Source organism: Bradyrhizobium sp. OK095 (assembly GCF_900109945.1).
Taxonomy (GTDB): Bacteria; Pseudomonadota; Alphaproteobacteria; order Rhizobiales; family Xanthobacteraceae; genus Bradyrhizobium.
The window spans coordinates 422,257-439,533 of sequence record NZ_FOBX01000005.1; the positions used below are offsets into that span (position 1 = coordinate 422,257).

Sequence of the window (17,277 nt, forward strand, 5' to 3'; positions counted from 1 at the left end):
ACTAAGTGGAAAGTGAACTCGTCAAACGAAAGGGGAGGCCGGTTTCCCTGCCTCCCCTGGAGCCTTCGATCTCTTTGATCTCAAGGACTCCGCCGGTTCGGTCTAGGACCCGGCGGACTCCAAATTTGATCCACCGTCTATTCAGCCGCCTCGGCGACCGGAAGTACCGAGATGAAGGTGCGGCCGTTGGCTTTGGCCTGGAACGTGACGCGACCCTCGATCTTGGCGAACAAAGTGTGGTCCGTGCCCATGCCGACATTAAGGCCGGGATGCCAGGTGGTGCCGCGCTGACGCGCAATGATGTTGCCGGGAATTACAACTTCCCCGCCGAACGCCTTGATACCGAGGCGCTTGCCTTTGGAATCGCGACCGTTGCGCGATGAACCGCCTGCTTTTTTGTGAGCCATGGCCCGTCTCCGAAACCTTACGTATTTCTAGATCAATTCCTTGACGGAATCATTTCAAAATCTCTCACGCATCAATTCGTGATTGCGCGTGATCAATTTATGCGGCGGCGTCTTCGGTCGTGGTCGCAGGCTTCGCGACCTTCTCCCGCTTCGGACGCGGGCCCTTGGTGGGCTTGGCGCCGTCCGTCAGGATCTCGGAGATGCGGAGGACCGTGATCTCGTCGCGATAGCCGCGCTTGCGGCGCGAATTCTTGCGGCGGCGCTTCTTGAACGCGATGATCTTGGCGCCGCGCTTGTGGTCGAGCACCTCGACCGCAACGGACGCACCGGCGACCGTCGGCAGGCCCAGGATCGGCGTGTCGCCGCCGATCAACAGAACTTCGTTCAACTGTATGATCGAGCCGACTTCGCCTTCGATCTTGCCTACTTCGAGAACATCATCCGGAACGACGCGGTACTGCCGGCCGCCGGTTTTGATGACTGCGAACATCGTTTTTTCTCCGTGTTCAAATCCCGGCCTCGCGACGGGAATCGTCCGGGCCGGCTTTTTGTCAGTCGCTATGGGTTTATTGCGAGTCTTGTGCGGGCGGGATTTATCCCTTTGAAAACCCACGCAAAAACAAGCGGCGCGAGAAACGCCCCGCGCCGGTTGCGGGACTTATAGCCGCCATCAGCCGGGAGTCAAGGAAAAGCGGGTGAAAAGGCCCGGATTTGAGAGATTTGGCCCGCTTCCACGGCCGGACTGGAATCTCGGCCCGCGCTGCAACCAACGGGTTCCCGCGCAGTTAGTCCGCCGGAACAGGTACGCGGGCAAGGGCACAAATGGCAACAGACGAGCTGGTCAAGACCACGACGGGCATCGCCCATCACGGCGCCGAGCGGCTGCCGTCGGTGGACGTCGACAGTTTCAACATCGAGATCAAGGACGAGGACGGTTTTCTCGGCGACCGTGCCAGCAAGGGCGCGTTCCGAAAAATCCTCGACCGCTGGCGCAAGCCGGGGCGCAAATCGGGCGAGGACCCCTTTGGCAAGGAGCCCTCGGAGAGCATCAGCAAGAAGGTCCTCGACGAGATGCTGGTCGGCGATGATGTCGAGGCTTCCGCCGTGGTGCACAGCGCCATCGAGGAGTTCGCCCAGGAGCTTGCCTACGTCACGCGTCGTTTCCTCAAGACAAAAGCCTGGGCCAAGACCGAGCGCATCGTGGTTGGCGGCGGATTTCGCGATTCCCGGCTCGGCGAGATCGCGATCGCGCGCACCGACATCATCCTCAAGGCGGAGGACTTCAAGATCGATCTGGTGCCGATCCGCGCGCATCCGGATGAAGCCGGCCTGATCGGCGCGCTGCATCTGGCGCCGTCATGGATTTTCGAGGCACATGACGCGATTCTCGCGGTCGACATCGGCGGCACCAACATTCGCTGCGGCGTGGTCGAGACGCGCTGGAAGAAGGCGAAGGATCTGTCGAAGGCGGGCGTGTGGAAGTCCGAGCTATGGCGTCATGCCGATGATGAGCCAACGCGCGAAGGTGCGGTGAAGCGTCTCATCAAAATGCTGAAGGGACTGATCACGGACGCCGAGAAGGAAGGCTTCAAGATCGCGCCCTTCATCGGCATCGCCTGTCCCGGCGTCATCAACGCGGACGGCTCGATCGAGAAGGGCGCGCAAAACCTGCCGGGCAATTGGGAGAGCAGCAAGTTCAACCTGCCGGCGAGCCTGCTCGAGGGCATCCCCCAGATCGGCGAGCACGACACCGCAATCCTGATGCACAATGACGGCGTGGTTCAGGGCCTCTCCGAGGTGCCGTTCATGCAGGATGTCGACCGCTGGGGCGTGCTGACCATCGGCACCGGGCTCGGCAATGCCCGCTTCACCAACCGCCGCAAGGAAGGCAACGGGAAAGACCGGGATTCTACTGAGAACGGCAAGGACAATAACAAGAAAAAGGCCAAGGCGGACAAGGAGTAACCTTGACTGGTTAGGTTAAGGACCGGTTTGCGTTGCGGCGCACGGGCCGCACGCTACGGTCGATCCGTCGCCTCACCTGGCCTGCGAAGCCGCCCTTCCTGGTCAGTTTTCAATGAGCGGCACGGGACCGCCAGTGTTTACCGCGTCTGGCGGTCCCACCTCGGGGGTTATCCCTGTGACCAGGTGATTCGGCCGCCAGCGGCCTGCCGGTCGCATCGCTTTGCGCCAAACAGACCGCGCCCAGCGCGCAAACGGCGCAAAGTCCCGCCGAAATCCGCGATCGGCCGCGTCACAGCCGCAACATCCTCGTTCTCAAACGGAAAACCGGCCGGATTTTCGCCCCCTCAGCCTTGTCTGGCCCGCCATCCTCGCTTATTAACGCCTCCAACCACGGGGGCTCGCCCCCGATTTTTGGCGCCTTGGAGAGGTGGCAGAGTGGTTGATTGTACCGCACTCGAAATGCGGCATAGGTGCAAGCCTATCGGGGGTTCGAATCCCTCCCTCTCCGCCAAATCGTCCAATGACCTAGAGTTGGGCCTAACTCTGGCTTCGGACCAGCGGTTCTAGAGGACTACCCGTCCGCGTAGCTTTCACCGCCCCCTCGGAATAGAGCCAAGTCTCTCTGCACTTGCAGAGCGCAGGGCTTTCCGTCTGAAGTTGTGTTGGCTGCGCGAGGAGGCAATTATACGAATCCTTCCGCCCCGCATCCCCTCACCGCTGATTCGTCGAAGGCTTTCTCCAAGTGAACGTTCAAATCCACAACGAGCTAAAATCCGACATCTGGGATATCGCAAACCGCCTTCGAGGCCCATATCGCCCGCCGCAATACAGGCTGGTTATGTTGCCGATGGTCGTTCTTCGCCGACTTGATTGCGTCCTTGAGCCGACTAAGGACGCCGTGCTGAAGCAATATAAGAAGCTGACCGCACAGAAGATGCCCAAGAATGCGATGGAGAGGCTGCTTGGAAAGGCGGCGGATCCCACGCGCCAGCACCCACTCTACAACACTAGCCCTTTCACCTTTGCGAAGCTGCTTGGTGATGCCGAAAACATAGCGCCGAACCTCGTATCTTATATCAACGGCTTCTCACCGACCGCCCGAGCGATCTTCGAGAAGTTCAAGTTCAACGACCAGATCGAAAAGCTTGATTCCAGCAACAGGCTTTTCACTATCGTCAAGGCGATGGCGGATGTCGATTTGCACCCCGACCGCATCGACAATCTGCAGATGGGGTACCTGTTCGAGCATCTGGTGATGCGATTCAACGAACAGGCGAACGAGGAGGCCGGAGACCACTTCACTCCGCGCGAGGTAATCCGCCTCATGGCGAACCTCGTCTATACTGGCGAGAAGGACGTTTACCGTCCGGGCATATACCGGACGATCTATGACCCGGCGTGCGGCACCGGCGGCATGTTGTCGGAATCCGAAAAGTTCATTCTCAACCAGAACAGCCAGGCCAATCTCGCCCTCTTCGGGCAGGAATATAATGACGAGTCTTGGGCTATCTGCTGCTCCGACATGCTCATCAAGGACGAGGACACGAGCAGCATTGTGCTTGGCGACACGTTGGGCGACGGCAAGACCCACGACGGTTTTCAGGGCAAACAGTTTCACTTTCTCTTGGCCAACCCGCCGTTTGGGGTAGAGTGGAAGGATCAGCAAAAAAATGTCGAAAAGGAATACAGCGAACTGGGCTTTTCTGGCCGCTTCGGCGCGGGGCTGCCCGCCATCAACGATGGCTCGCTGCTGTTCTTGCAGCACATGATTTCTAAAATGCACGCCTATAGGGAGGGGCATGAAGACGCGGTCGGCTCCAAGATTGCCATCGTCTTCAATGGCTCGCCGCTCTTCTCGGGCGACGCTGGATCGGGGCCATCGAACATTCGCCGCTGGATTATAGAAAACGATTGGCTAGATGCCATCGTCGCCCTGCCGGACCAGCTTTTTTACAACACGGGCATCTTCACCTATGTCTGGCTTGTGACCAACCGCAAGGTGCGCGATCGGCGCGGCAAGGTTCAGTTGATCGACGGTACGCGCTTCTTCGAGCGCATGAAGAAGAGCCTGAACAACAAGCGCAACGAAATCACCGAAGGTCAGATTCGACAGTTGACGCGCATCTACGGTAATTACAGCGATGGCGAAACTGCCGAGGTGTCCATTGACGGCACTCGTGAAACGCGCGTCGTCTCCCGTATCTTCGAGAACCGGGAGTTCGGCTTTCTCAAGGCTACGGTGGAGCGCCCCCTGCGCATGAACTTTGAGGCGACGCTCGAGCGCATCGTCAGATTAGACGATCAGGCCGCATTTGCTAATCTCGCCACCAGTAAAAAGCGCAAGAACGAGGCGGCGGCAATGGCGGAAATCGAGGAAGGCCGCAAGCTGCAAGTCGCCATCCGAGCCACGCTCGCCAAGCTGCAAGGCAAGGGTCGGTACATGGATCGCGAGGCATTCGAGTCGGACCTCGACAATGTGGCGAACGGAGTCGGCATCAAGCTATCCGCAACGATCAAGAAGGCGATTTGCGCCGCCCTGGGTGAGCGCGATCCTAACGCTAAAATCTGCCGCGACAGTAAGGGTAGGCCTGAGCCGGACAGCGATCTGCGCGATACGGAGAACGTCCCCCTGCCTGAGACTTTCGAGATGCCGAAGGCGTTTCTAGATGCTGCGAGCAAGAAGGAGAATGCCGCGCACAACGGGGCGTCACTACCTATGTTCTTCGGCCCGGATAAGCCAAACAAGTACCTTGTCGAGGCTATGACCCCCGCGATCGACGACTACATGGCGCGTGAAGTCTTGCCCCATGTGCCCGATGCGTGGGTGGACTACGATAAGACCAAGGTAGGCTACGAAATCCCCATCAATCGCCACTTCTACGTCTACAAGCCGCCTCGTCCGTTGGGTGAGATCGAAACAGATATCACTGCGTTGGAAGGCGAGATTGCTGGGCTATTGAAAGGGTTGGTCGAATGAGAGACCGGCTCGACGCGCAATGGTTGGATGACCTTCCATCGAATTGGACGGAGAAGCGCGCGGATTTTCTGTGCGATCCCTATCGCGTGACCGTAGATCCTGCGGATTTTGGTGACAATCTTGTTGCGCACTATTCCATCCCTCAAGTGCAGGACACAGGGGGGCCGCTGATCGAACCCGCGAGCGGTATCGATAGTTCGAAGCTCCTGATTGCCGCGCCGACTTTGCTCGTCTCGAAGCTCAATCCTCGTAAGAGAACCATTTGTATCGCCGAACCTCACCCTGATTACGTCACGCTCGCATCGGGGGAATTTGTGGCAATTAACTCTGATCGAATAGACCGTCGGTATGCCTATTATCTATGGAGCAGCGAGAAAGTTACGGATCGCCTTTCAGCGATAGTCCAGTCTGCAACGCGCTCGCATCAGCGAGTGAACCCCGCAGACATACTAAAGCTACCTTGGAGGTGGCCCCCACTCGAAATCCAGCGGCGGATTGTGCTGTTTCTGGATGAAAAGATCGCAAAGATTGATGCTCTAGTTGCAAAGAAGCGGACACTCTTGGGGCACTTCGCCGTAAAGCGTCAAGTCCTCATCACCAATGCCGTCACAAAAGGGCTCAACCCCGACGCTCCCATGAAGCCTTCCGGCATCGACTGGCTGGGAGACATTCCCGCGCATTGGAAAGTGAAGCGGCTCTCTTTCGTCAGTTCCGTTATAGACTGTAAACACCGAACTCCTGAATACATTGACGACGGCATCCCGCTGGTCAGTACTTCGGAGATAAAGCCTTATTCAATCGACTATCTGACCAAGCGCCGAGTCAGCGAGGATGAGTTTACCATCATGTCTGATGGGGAGCGCCGGCCGAGAGTGGGCGATATCATTTACAGTCGGAACGCATCCGTCGGTTCTGCCGCGCGGGTTAGAGCCGACGAGCTACTTTGTTTGGGGCAAGATTTGTGTTTGATCCGACCAAGGGTCATATCCTCGAACTTTCTGGAATACTTTCTCAACTCCGATGCGTGCTTGGAGCAACTAGCGCGGGAGCTTGTTGGCGCGACCTTCAAGCGGGTCAATGTAGATGTCATCAAGAAGTATTTTGTGGTGGTGCCCCCGGAGGACGAACAAGCCGAGATCGTTGACGCTTTGGACCGCGGCCAAAGCGAAGAGTGGGAGGCTGACGCGAAGGTGGCTCAGAGTGTAGGTCGCTTGGCTGAATACCGCGCGGCCCTTATAACCGCTGCCGTGACGGGAAAAATACAGTTAAACGTTACGCCGAAAGAGCCTGCTGTCGAAGAGGTTTAGCATGCCTGGACATATGGAGCGCCACTTCGAAGCTGCGATTGAGGTCGGACTCACTGGCCAAGGCGGCTATATGAAGCGAGCTCCCACCGCATATGACGAGGCGTTGGCGCTCTTTCCCAAAGATGTAACGGCCTTCCTCAAGGACAGTCAGGTCGCAAAATGGGAGCATCTTGAAGCGTTGCTTGGAGCCAGAACCGAAGCGACCGTGCTGGATAACCTCGCTAAGGAACTCGACATCAAGGGCACGCTGCACGTCCTGCGGCACGGCTTCAAGTGCTACGGCAAAATCTTCCGGCTGGCTTTTTTTCGGCCCAATTCCCGCATGAACGCCGAAGCGACCGAAGCCTACGCCAAGAACCAACTGACCATCACTCGGCAGGTCGCTTTCACCTCCGCAATGAAGAAGGCAGACGGCACGAACAGGCGCTGCATCATCGACGTGACGCTTGCCGTCAACGGTCTGCCTGTGGTGACGGCGGAACTGAAAAACCCTCTGACGGGACAACGCGCGATGGATGCCGTGCAACAGTATATGGAGGATCGAGACGATCGCGATCTTCTGTTCGCCTTCAAGAAACGCGCGCTGGTGCATTTCGCGGTGGACCCCGACGAAGTCTGGATGACAACGCGTCTCAAGGGCAAGGAAACGGTTTTTCTGCCGTTCAACAGAGGCAACAATCGCGGCGCGGGCAATCCACCCGTCGAAAGCAACTGGAAGACACACTACCTTTGGGATGAGGTTCTGCAGGCCGACAGCCTCCTCGATATTCTGCAACGGTTCATGCATCTTGAGGTGAAGGAACGGCAGATAAAGAGCGACAAAGGCGTACGGAACATCCGTAAGGAAGCGACGGTCTTCCCGCGCTATCACCAGCTCGACGTAGTACGAAAGCTTGTGGCGCATGCGCGCCAGCATGGATCGGGACGCAATTATTTGATCCAGCATTCGGCGGGTTCGGGCAAGTCTAACTCCATTGCTTGGCTCGCCCATCGCCTCGCCAGTCTGCACGACGCCAACGACGAGAAGGTGTTTCATTCCGTCGTCGTCGTTACCGACCGGCGTGTGCTCGACCAGCAATTGCAGAACACGATCTACCAGATCGAGCACAAAACCGGCGTGGTCGAAAAGATCGACGAGGACACGCAACAGCTTGTCCGCGCGCTATCAAACGGGACGCCCATCGTCATCACTACAATCCAGAAGTTCCCCTTCATCTCTCAGGCGCTGTCCACGCTGGAAAAGAAGGGGACGGGCGTGAAGATCGACACGGCAGGCAAACGCTTCGCCGTGATCGTGGACGAGGCGCATTCCTCGCAAAGCGGCGATACCGCGACCACGCTGCGGGGGATGCTGAACAAGGACGGAATCGAAGCGGCGATTGCCGCGCAGCTTTCCGACGAGGAAGACGGTGACCTTTCGGAGGAAGCCAGAGCCGCCATTCTGCGGGACTCGCTCAAGCGGATACGCCAACCGAACTTGAGCTTCTTTGCCTTTACCGCGACGCCAAAATTCAAGACCAAGACACTGTTCGACGAACCGGGACCATCGGGCAAGTCGCCGTTCCACGAGTACACCATGAGGCAAGCCATCGAAGAAGGCTTCATCATGGATGTGCTCCAGAATTACACGACCTACAAACGCTTCTTCGGACTCGTCAAGCAGGTGGAAGATGACCCCGAGGTGCCGCGTAAGCAAGCCGCGAAGGCGCTGACGCGCTACCTAGAGCTCCATCCTGTCAATATCGAGCAGGTGGTTTCGGTCATCGTTGAGCATTTCCGACTTTATGTCGTGCACGAACTTGGCGGCCGCGCCAAGGCTATGGTGGTGACCGGCTCGCGTCTCGCAGCTGTCAAATACAAGTTGGCATTTGACTACTATATCAAGGATCGCGGCTATTCCGGCATTCGCTCACTGGTGGCTTTTTCCGGTACGGTGGAGGACCCAGACAGTCCTGGCTCGTCCTACACGGAAGTGTCGATGAATGGCGGGCTTGCCGAAAGCGAACTGCCCGAGACCTTCGATCGCGACGATTATCGCGTGCTTCTAGTGGCCGAGAAATATCAAACCGGATTCGATCAGCCGCTACTGCAGACTATGTATGTGGTCAAGCGCCTCGCAGGCGTGCAGGCGGTACAAACGCTGTCACGCCTTAACCGCATCGCTTCCGGCAAGGCACGAACCTTCGTACTCGACTTCGCCAATGAGGAAGCCGACATCTACAAGGCATTCAAGCCTTACTACGAGACGACGCCGATTGGTGAAAACGCGGATCCGCACCAGCTGTCAGAACTGCAGCACAAGCTATTGGAATGGGCGATCTTCACACCTCAGGACGTGAACGCCTTCGCTGCGGTCTGGTATCAACACACGCGCGACCATTCCGCCTCGCAGCACAAGGTCATGAATTCTGTGCTCGATGCGGTGGTGCAGAGGTTCAAGGAGGAGGACGAGGGTGAGCAAGAGACCTTCCGGGGCCAACTCACAGCCTACCGCAACCTTTATGCATTTCTCTCGCAGGTCATCCCCTATCAGGACAGCGAGCTTGAGAAATTTTATGCCTTCGTTCGCAACTTGCTTTTGAAACTGCCGCCTCCCGGCGACGGGAAGGCATTCGTGCTGGATGATGAAGTTGCACTTCGCTACTTCCGACTCCAGCAAATGTCCGAGGGCTCGATTGACCTTGGCTACGGACAGGCTGACCCGTTGAAGGGGCCAACGGATGTTGGCACCGCTGGTTTGGCGGAGGAGGGCGTTGCTTTGTCCGCATTGGTAGGCAAGCTCAACGAGCGTTTTGGCACGGACTTCATCGAAGCCGATCAATTGTTCTTCGACCAGATTCGTGCCAGCGCAGAAGGAGATGAGAAAATTGTTGAAGCGGCCAGAGCGAACAACCTCGCTAACTTCTCGTCCTACCTCGAACGGATACTCGATGAGCTCTTTATCGACCGGATGGAAGGCAACGAAGAAATCTTTTCGCGGGTGATGACCGATAAAGAGTTTCGATCTGTCGCCCATGAACACTTGGCTCGCGAGATATTCAAGCGGGCGAGAGAGAAAAACGACTAAAGACGATTGGCGGGGGCTTTACCGATCGCTTTCCCCGCAATGATGACATCGTGCCCCTGTTTTGCCCGACGAGTCAAACGACGCGCGGTGTCATCCGAAATCCGCCGACACTACGATCGCCGCTTATCTCTGCCGATCTCGGGAAACGTGACCGGAAACCAAGCGACGGTATCGGCAGTAATGCGCTCCAACGCCGATTCGGATCCGTCACCACCCGGCGTGCGTCGCTCTCCGAATTTTGCTCGCGGCATCAGATGCTTCGCCAGATGTAGAGTACGCCGCGCCGGCGGCAGCCGGCTACTGTGCATGGGGTTGTTTTCGTCATTTTTGTTGTCCGCATAGTGGATGGCCCTGGGGCCTTCGTGTCTGCGCCGGCCCCAGGCCGGGTCATCGCTCGCTGCTGCGATCCGAAAATGAGCTATAGTCACCCGTCGTAAGGCCCCCGCCCAAGGATCTTCCGGATGACCGCCAAAATCGATCTCCTGACGCTGCAACTCTTCGTGGCGATCGTCGAGGAGCAGAGTATCGCCAAAGCGGCGGAGAAGAAGAACATCGCCGCGTCCGCGGTCAGCCGCCGCATCTCGGATATTGAGGACCTGTTCAAGGTCGAGCTGCTGCATCGCCATTCCAAAGGGATCGAGCCGACACCTGCCGGCTTCGCCCTGCTCGAGCACGCCCGCATCATCCTCGGAAACCTGAGCAAGCTCGAGACCGAGCTGACCGGCTACAGGCAGGGCAAGCGCGGGCTGATCCGGGTCTGTGCCAACAAGTCCGCGATCCTCGAAGCCCTGGCGGACGAGCTCAGCCTGTTTCTGGAACGGCATCCGTTGGTGCGTATCGACCTCGAGGAGGATTTGAGCCCGGCGATCGTGCGCGCGGTGGTGGAGAACCGGGCCGACATCGGCATTTTCGGCGGCAACATCGACGGGCAGGATCTGGAGTTGCTGTCCTATCGCAGCGACAGCCTGGTCGCGCTGGTCACGAGCGACCACCCGCTGGCGGGACGCAATAGCGTTCGCTTCCGCGAGCTGGTCGATTTCGACTTCGTCAGCCTGGAGAAGGGCAGCTCGATCGAGACGCTGTGCGTCAGGGCCGCGGCGGCGCTCGGGCAGCACATGAAGGTGCGCATCCGCGTCAGCAGTTTCGATGCGCTGTTCCGCGTCATCGATGCCAGGATGGGGGTCGGCATCGTGCCGCTCGAGATCGTAAGCGGCCGCTACGGCGTCGACAGCCTCGTCACCGTCCCGCTCGACGAGTCCTGGGCGCGACGCGACCTGGTCATGGGCGTGCGCGATTACAAATCGCTGCCTCCGGTCACGAAGTTGCTGGTGGACCATTTGCGGACCCATGACGATGCGCGTCACGTCACGAGCAGCGTCTCCGACCGGCTGACGGTCGTGCCAAGCGGGAGCTAGTACGGCTCGGCGGCTGCGAGCCATCGCCGGCCGCGATGGCGGGTTGCCCAACCGTCACTGCACATTTTTGGCGCGGACTTCTATCCTGCTTCCCAACAACGCTGACGGTCGCCATGATCGGCAGCAATACGGCACATCAGATGCCGGACAAGGGAGGACGGATCGTGGACAGGCGCGGTCGCACGCTGCTGGCCAAAATCTGGGACCAGCATGTCATCGCAAATCTCAGCGATGATACCGATCTGCTGCATGTGGATCGCCATCTGCTGCATGATCTCGGCGGCTCCCGCGGCCTGATCGACCTCAAAAACCGCAACCTTCCGGTCCATAATCCCGAGCTGACCTTTGCAACGCCCGATCATGCGATTTCGACGGCGTCGGGCCGTGCCGGCACCATCAAGACCGGGTGGGAGCTGCTGGCGGCGTTGCGGACCGAGACATCGGCCAGCGGCATCCAGCTGTTCGACATCGACCAGCCTGGGCAGGGCATCGTCCATGTCATCGGCCCGGAGCTCGGCCTCAGTCTGCCCGGCTGCCTGATCGTCTGCGGCGATAGCCATACCTGCACCCATGGCGGGCTCGGCGCGCTCGCCTTCGGCATCGGCTCCAGCGAGCTGACGCATGTGCTGGCGACCCAGACCATCATCCAGCGCCGCCCCAAGACCATGCGCGTGACCTTCGACGGCCGGTTGCCGTTCGGTGTCACGGCAAAAGATCTCATCCTCGCTTTGATCGGCCATGTCGGCGCCGCCGGTGGCACCGGCTATGCGGTCGAATATGCCGGCAGTGCGATCAGGGACATGCCGATCGAAGGGCGGCTCACCATCTGCAACCTGTCGGTCGAGCTCGGCGCCAAGATGGGCCTGATCGCGCCGGATGACACGACGTTTGCATATGTCCAAGGCCGGCCCTACGCGCCGCAAGGCGCGATGTGGGACCGGGCCGTTGCGGCGTGGCGTTCGCTTCGGAGCGACAGCGACGCCATGTTCGATCGCGAGGTGTCGATCGATGTCGGGGCCATCATCCCCCAGATCACCTGGGGCACCAGTCCCGAACATGTCCTTGGCGTCGATGGCCGCATCCCGGACCCCGCGGACATTGCCGATCCGGCGCGCCGCGGCGCGATCGAGATCGCGCTCGACTATATGGGCCTGAAGCCGGGTGCGCCGATCGCCGGCACGAAGGTGGATTGGGTGTTCATCGGCTCCTGCACCAATAGCCGCCTCAGCGATCTCCGCGCCGCAGCCGAGGTCGCGCGTGGCCGCAAGGTTGCGCCGGGCGTGCGCGCCTGGGTCGTGCCGGGCTCGGAGACCGTCAAGCGCGATGCGGTAGCCGAGGGCCTCGACAAGATCTTCATCGACGCGGGCTTCGAATGGCGCGAGCCCGGATGCTCGATGTGCCTTGCCGCCAACGGCGAAACCGTGCCGCCCGGCCAGCGCTCGGTGTCGACCTCGAACCGGAATTTCATCGGCCGGCAAGGGCCGCGCGCCCGCACCCATCTGGCAAGTCCGGCCATGGCTGTCGCGGCGGCGGTGTCCGGCGCCATCGCCGACGTTCGAACGATGGAGCGCTAGATGGCACAAGCCTTCACCAAACTGACCGCGACCGCCGCGCCGATCATGCGCACCAATGTCGACACCGACGTCATCATCAGCATCAACCGCATGATCGGAAATTCCGTCCGCGGCAGTCTCGGCAAATGGGCGTTCGGCTCGCTCCGCTATTTGCCTGATGGTTCGGACAATCCAGCGTTCATCCTCAATCGCGAGCCTTATCGCGCCGCGGAAATCCTGGTCACCGGGCCGAATTTCGGTTGCGGCTCCTCGCGCGAGGCGGCGGTGTGGGCGCTTCAGGAAATGGGCATCCGCGCCATCATCGGCTCCGGCTTCGGCGATATTTTCTTCGCCAACTGCTTCCAGAACGGCATTTTGCCGGTGGTGCTGGACAAAGCCGTCATCGATGGCCTTGCTGCGGAGATCGAAGCGAGCCAGGGCGCGGGACGTCTCGATGTCGATCTGCAGGAGCAGACGGTCACCTCGCCATCAGGCGTGCGGCACAGCTTCGAGATCGATCCGCGCCGGCGTGCGGGTTTGCTCGAAGGCCTCGACGAGATTTCGCTGACATTGCGACGGGACCAAGAGATTCGCGCATTCCAGGCCTCCGACCGCACCGCGCGGCCGTGGATTCACTTTGCAGGATCATCGGCAAGATAATCCGTCAGGACACATCAGGCATGAACACGCTCTCGAACACGATCAAGGTGGCTGTCGTCGGTGGTGAAGGCATCGGTCCTGAAGTGACCGACCAGTCCCATCGCATTCTCAAATGGTTTTCGGACCGGCGCGGCGCGCCCGTGGTTCTGCGCGAAGCCCAATACGGCCTCATCCCTTATCTCGCGACAGGCAAGGTGTTGCCGGATGACACGGTCGAGGCGATGGAGGAGGCCGACGCAATTCTCTGGGGCGCGACGGGCGGCCCGGAAACCACGGAGGTGCCTGCGGCGGCGCGCAAGGCGGGAAGCCTGCTGTCGCTGCGCAGCAAGTACGACCTCTATGCGAATCTCCGGCCGATCGTCGCCAATCCGGCGCTGGCGGATTCCGCGCCGCTCAAGGCCGAGGTGCTGAAAGGCGTCGACTTCATCATCATCCGCGAGCTCACCAGCGGCATCTATTTTGGCGAGCCGCGCGGTATCGAAACGCTGCCAGACGGCCAGCGCCGCGGCTTCAACACCCAGCAATACACCACCAGCCAGATCCGCCGGGTGGCGCGAACCGCGTTCGAGCTGGCGCGGACGCGCAAGGGCCGGGTCTGCTCCGTCGACAAGGCCAATGTGCTGGAAACCAGCGTGCTGTGGCGCGAGGAGGTCATAGCGCTGCATCAAGCGGAATTCTCCGATGTGGAGCTGACGCACCTCTATGTCGACAACGCCGCGATGCAGATCGTGCGGGCGCCGTCGCAGTTCGACGTCATGGTGACCTGCAATATTTTCGGCGACATTCTCTCCGATTGTGCCGCCATGGCGTCGGGCTCGCTCGGCATGCTGCCGTCGGTCTCGCTCGGGCCGCCGGACCGGCTCGGACGCCGCAAGGCGCTCTACGAACCGGTCCATGGCAGCGCGCCTGACATTGCCGGCAAGGGCATCGCCAATCCGCTCGGCTCGATCCTCAGCGTCGCAATGATGTTGCGCATCACCCTCAATCGGCCCGATGATGCCACGCTGCTGGAGCACGCCGTGAATACGGCCCTCGCCGCCGGCGCAAGAACGGCCGATATCGCCGAAGCAGGCGCAAAAAGATTGTCGACCCAGGAGATGGGCGATGCGGTGCTGAACGCGCTCGACAAGGTGGTCGGCAGGGAGAGGGAGCACGCGTGATGAGGACTCGGGTCACCAGACGGGCCGCATTGACCATTGTCGCCGGCGCCGGTGCCTCCATGGCGGCGGGGCGGGCGTGGGCGGATGCCCCGTCCGGCCGCGTGATCTATCCGGTGGCCATTCCGGTCTATCAGTCTCAATTCGTCGCCGACCGGGCCGGGTTCTTCAAGGAGGCCGGCCTCGACTGCAAGCTGATCCAGGGCGGCAGCGGCGTGAAGACGCGCGAGATCATCGCCTCGTCCCAGGGCGATATCGGCATCGGCGACATCACCCACCCGATGCAGCTGAGCAATCACGGCCGCAGCGCGCGGGTCCTGATGCCGGTCGATACCCGCAGCAACGCCGCGATCTTCATCATCCGCAAGGATTTGTTCGATCAGGGCATTACCACCCTGGAGGCGCTGGCGAAGTGGAAACGGCCCGACGGACGCAAGCCGATCGTTGCGGTGTCGTCGCTGGGAGGCACCAACCACGTCTGGGCCTCCTACTACATGGAAACCATGGGACTGGACGACAAGGTGACCTGGATCGGCACCGGCAATGTCGACACCATGATGGGCACGTTGAAAACGAAGCAGGTCGATGTTCTCATCAACTCGCCGTCGATCCTGAAGGATTCGATCGAGCAAGGCTGGGGCGCGCTGTTGTTCGATGGAACGGACGAGACGGTCTGGGCCAAGTACATCGGCGGCAAGGTCCCGGTGACGTCTCATTTCACCCTGCAGTCGACCATCGACAAGGACCCGCAGAAGATGCAGGCGTTCGTCACGGCGCTGTGGCGCGCAACGCAGTGGATCAAGGGGCACTCTCCGGAAGAGATCTACGATGCGATCGAGCCTTATGTCGGGAGCACGTCGCGCGATGCGAACCTTTTCGACATCGGGATCATGAAGAAAGTCACCGACTACGAGTGCCTCATCGATGAGGCCAGCTTCGCGCGCGGTCAGAAGGTGTGGTTTCGTGAAATGACCGGCATCAAGCCGCTCGCGATGGCCGATGTCGTCAGCACCAGCTTCATCGAAGCGGCACGCAAGGCTTATCCGGCTTGACGGTGCATGCCATGCCCGCGTCGTCGTCCGTCGCATCGCCCGAGATGCGGCGCATCGACGTGCGTGGATTGTGCAAGACCTTCCAGCTGGCGGGGACGGCCATCGAGGCGGTGCGCGATGTGTCCTTCAATGTCCGGCGCGGCGAATTTGTCGCTCTGCTGGGCCCGTCAGGTTCGGGCAAGAGCACCGTCCTCAACATGATCGCGACGCTGATCAAGCCGACCAGCGGCCAGATCCTGATTGACGGAACGCCCGTCGTCCCCGGGCAGGCGACGCCTGACGTCGGCTATGTGTTCCAGCGCGATACCCTGTTTCCGTGGCGCACCGTCGCCGACAACATCGGCTACGGCCTGCAACTGGCGGGTGTCCCAGCGGCGGAGCGAAAGGATCGTATCAGCGCTTGCGTGGCGCAGGCGGGGTTGCAGGGTTTCGAAAACGCCTATCCTTCCGCATTGTCGGGCGGCATGCGCCAGCGCGCAGCCTTGATGCGAACGCTGGTCGTTGAGCCGCAGGTTCTGCTGATGGACGAGCCGTTCGGCGCGCTCGACACCCATACCAAGATCGACATGCACGATGTGCTGCTTCGTATCTGGGAACGCGAGCAGCAGACCGTGCTGTTCGTGACCCATGATCTCGGCGAGGCCCTGACGCTGGCAGATCGCATCATTCTGTTTTCCGCGCGGCCCGGCCGGATCAAGGAGAGTTTTGAGGTGGATTTTGCCCGCCCGCGCAATGCCGTGAAGATCCGGGAGACGCCGCGTTATGCCGAGCTGTTTCAGCTGATCTGGCACTCGCTCGGCGAGGAGTTCATCAAGGGCCGCAAGCCATGAGGCGCGTGCGCCACCCCGGCAGAACGCTGGCATGGCAGGCGTTGATCTGCGCCTGCTTCCTGTCGATCTGGCAGTGGGGGTACGATCTCCATGGCCGCCTTCCGTGGCTGGTGCCGGATCTGCTCGACCCCTATTTCGTGTCCAAGCCGTCGCAGATTTTTGAGCATTTCCTGATCCTGAGCTGCCTCAAGTCCAAGCTCGGAATGTTCAACGGCTGGTTCAACGGCGAATTCGCCCGCTGCATGGCGCGATCCGAGAACAATCTCTGGATCGCGACCGCTGTCACCCTGAAGAACACCTTCTTCGGTTTCGTGACCGGCGTCAGCAGCGGCTTTGCCGCGGGCCTCGTGCTGGGACGTTCGGACCGGCTGAGCGCCATTTTCCAGCCGTTCATCACGGCGGTGAATTCGATCCCCCGCATCGCGCTGGCGCCGATCATCGTGCTGGCCTTCGGCATCGGCGATACCTCGAAGATCGTGACATCGTGGATCGTGGTGGTCTTTCTCGTGTTCTTCAATACGTTCGAAGGAGCGCGCTCGATCGACGAGGGCTTTGTCAATGCGGCGCGGCTGCTCGGCGCCAGCGAGTGGCAGATCACCCGCACGGTGGTGATCCCATCGACCATGGCCTGGGTTTTCGCCTCGCTGACACCTGCGATCTCCTTCGCGCTGATCGGGGTCATCGTCGGCGAGTTCATCGGCGCGGAACGGGGGATCGGTCGCCTGATCATCGAGTCCGAGGCGCGCGCGGAGGCGTCGGGAATGATGGTCGCCGTCATCGTGCTGATGCTGGTCGGCGTTGCGCTATCCGCGTTGATCTGGCGATTGCAGGCCTATCTGTTGCGCTGGCAGCAGCACAATCTCGCGGAGTAGCCGAACAATTGCTGC

At 60.3% G+C, this 17,277-nt stretch carries 13 protein-coding genes and 1 tRNA gene; 12 read left to right on the forward strand and 2 right to left on the reverse strand.

Annotated features, from left to right (window positions below; translation table 11 throughout):
* Positions 1–137: 137 nt before the first annotated feature.
* Together rpmA and rplU are read right to left on the reverse strand one after the other, a co-directional pair.
* Positions 138–407, reverse strand: coding sequence for a 50S ribosomal protein L27 (gene rpmA / locus BMW89_RS16390; protein ID WP_092028004.1), 270 nt, complete (start codon positions 405–407; stop codon positions 138–140).
* Between the two features lie 97 nt (positions 408–504).
* Positions 505–897, reverse strand: a complete 393-nt coding sequence (gene rplU / locus BMW89_RS16395) for a 50S ribosomal protein L21 (RefSeq protein ID WP_092028005.1) — start codon at positions 895–897, stop codon at positions 505–507.
* Positions 898–1,229: 332 nt separating this feature from the next.
* On the opposite strand from rplU, the gene BMW89_RS16400 reads away from it, so the two are divergent.
* The 12 genes from BMW89_RS16400 to BMW89_RS16455 all read left to right on the forward strand — a co-directional run bounded on the left by BMW89_RS16400 (position 1,230) and on the right by BMW89_RS16455 (position 17,262).
* Positions 1,230–2,372 (forward strand): ROK family protein, encoded by a 1,143-nt coding sequence (locus BMW89_RS16400; RefSeq protein ID WP_092028006.1) that lies wholly within the window; start codon positions 1,230–1,232, stop codon positions 2,370–2,372.
* A 421-nt stretch (positions 2,373–2,793) separates the two neighbouring features.
* Positions 2,794–2,883: transfer RNA gene (locus tag BMW89_RS16405), tRNA-Ser, on the forward strand.
* A gap of 231 nt (positions 2,884–3,114) precedes the next feature.
* Positions 3,115–5,349, forward strand: a complete 2,235-nt coding sequence (locus tag BMW89_RS16410) for a type I restriction-modification system subunit M (protein ID WP_092028007.1) — start codon at positions 3,115–3,117, stop codon at positions 5,347–5,349.
* Positions 5,346–6,656 carry a restriction endonuclease subunit S gene (locus BMW89_RS16415; protein WP_092028008.1) on the forward strand — a complete coding sequence of 437 codons (1,311 nt, stop codon included), beginning with the start codon at positions 5,346–5,348 and terminating at the stop codon, positions 6,654–6,656. Before BMW89_RS16410 ends, BMW89_RS16415 begins: the two co-directional genes overlap by 4 nt.
* A gap of 1 nt (position 6,657) precedes the next feature.
* Positions 6,658–9,723 (forward strand): type I restriction endonuclease subunit R, encoded by a 3,066-nt coding sequence (locus BMW89_RS16420; protein ID WP_092028009.1) that lies wholly within the window; start codon positions 6,658–6,660, stop codon positions 9,721–9,723.
* A gap of 461 nt (positions 9,724–10,184) precedes the next feature.
* Entirely contained in the window at positions 10,185–11,138 is a 954-nt protein-coding gene (locus BMW89_RS16425) for a LysR family transcriptional regulator (RefSeq protein WP_092028010.1), read from the forward strand.
* Positions 11,139–11,278: 140 nt separating this feature from the next.
* Complete coding sequence (gene leuC, locus BMW89_RS16430; protein WP_210187571.1) at positions 11,279–12,712, forward strand: 3-isopropylmalate dehydratase large subunit; 1,434 nt, start codon at positions 11,279–11,281, stop codon at positions 12,710–12,712.
* A complete protein-coding gene (gene leuD / locus BMW89_RS16435) occupies positions 12,713–13,351 on the forward strand; it encodes a 3-isopropylmalate dehydratase small subunit (protein ID WP_092028012.1) in 639 nt (212 codons plus the stop codon).
* 20 nt (positions 13,352–13,371) lie between these two features.
* The gene (gene leuB, locus BMW89_RS16440; RefSeq protein ID WP_092028013.1) at positions 13,372–14,511 is read left to right on the forward strand and encodes a 3-isopropylmalate dehydrogenase; all 1,140 of its coding nucleotides are present in this window, start codon (positions 13,372–13,374) and stop codon (positions 14,509–14,511) included.
* Positions 14,511–15,560, forward strand: coding sequence for an ABC transporter substrate-binding protein (locus BMW89_RS16445; protein ID WP_177196083.1), 1,050 nt, complete (start codon positions 14,511–14,513; stop codon positions 15,558–15,560). Before leuB ends, BMW89_RS16445 begins: the two co-directional genes overlap by 1 nt.
* 11 nt (positions 15,561–15,571) lie before the next feature.
* Positions 15,572–16,390, forward strand: a complete 819-nt coding sequence (locus BMW89_RS16450; RefSeq protein ID WP_502686393.1) for an ABC transporter ATP-binding protein — start codon at positions 15,572–15,574, stop codon at positions 16,388–16,390.
* A complete protein-coding gene (locus tag BMW89_RS16455) occupies positions 16,387–17,262 on the forward strand; it encodes an ABC transporter permease (RefSeq protein ID WP_092028015.1) in 876 nt (291 codons plus the stop codon). Before BMW89_RS16450 ends, BMW89_RS16455 begins: the two co-directional genes overlap by 4 nt.
* Positions 17,263–17,277 lie beyond the last annotated feature (15 nt).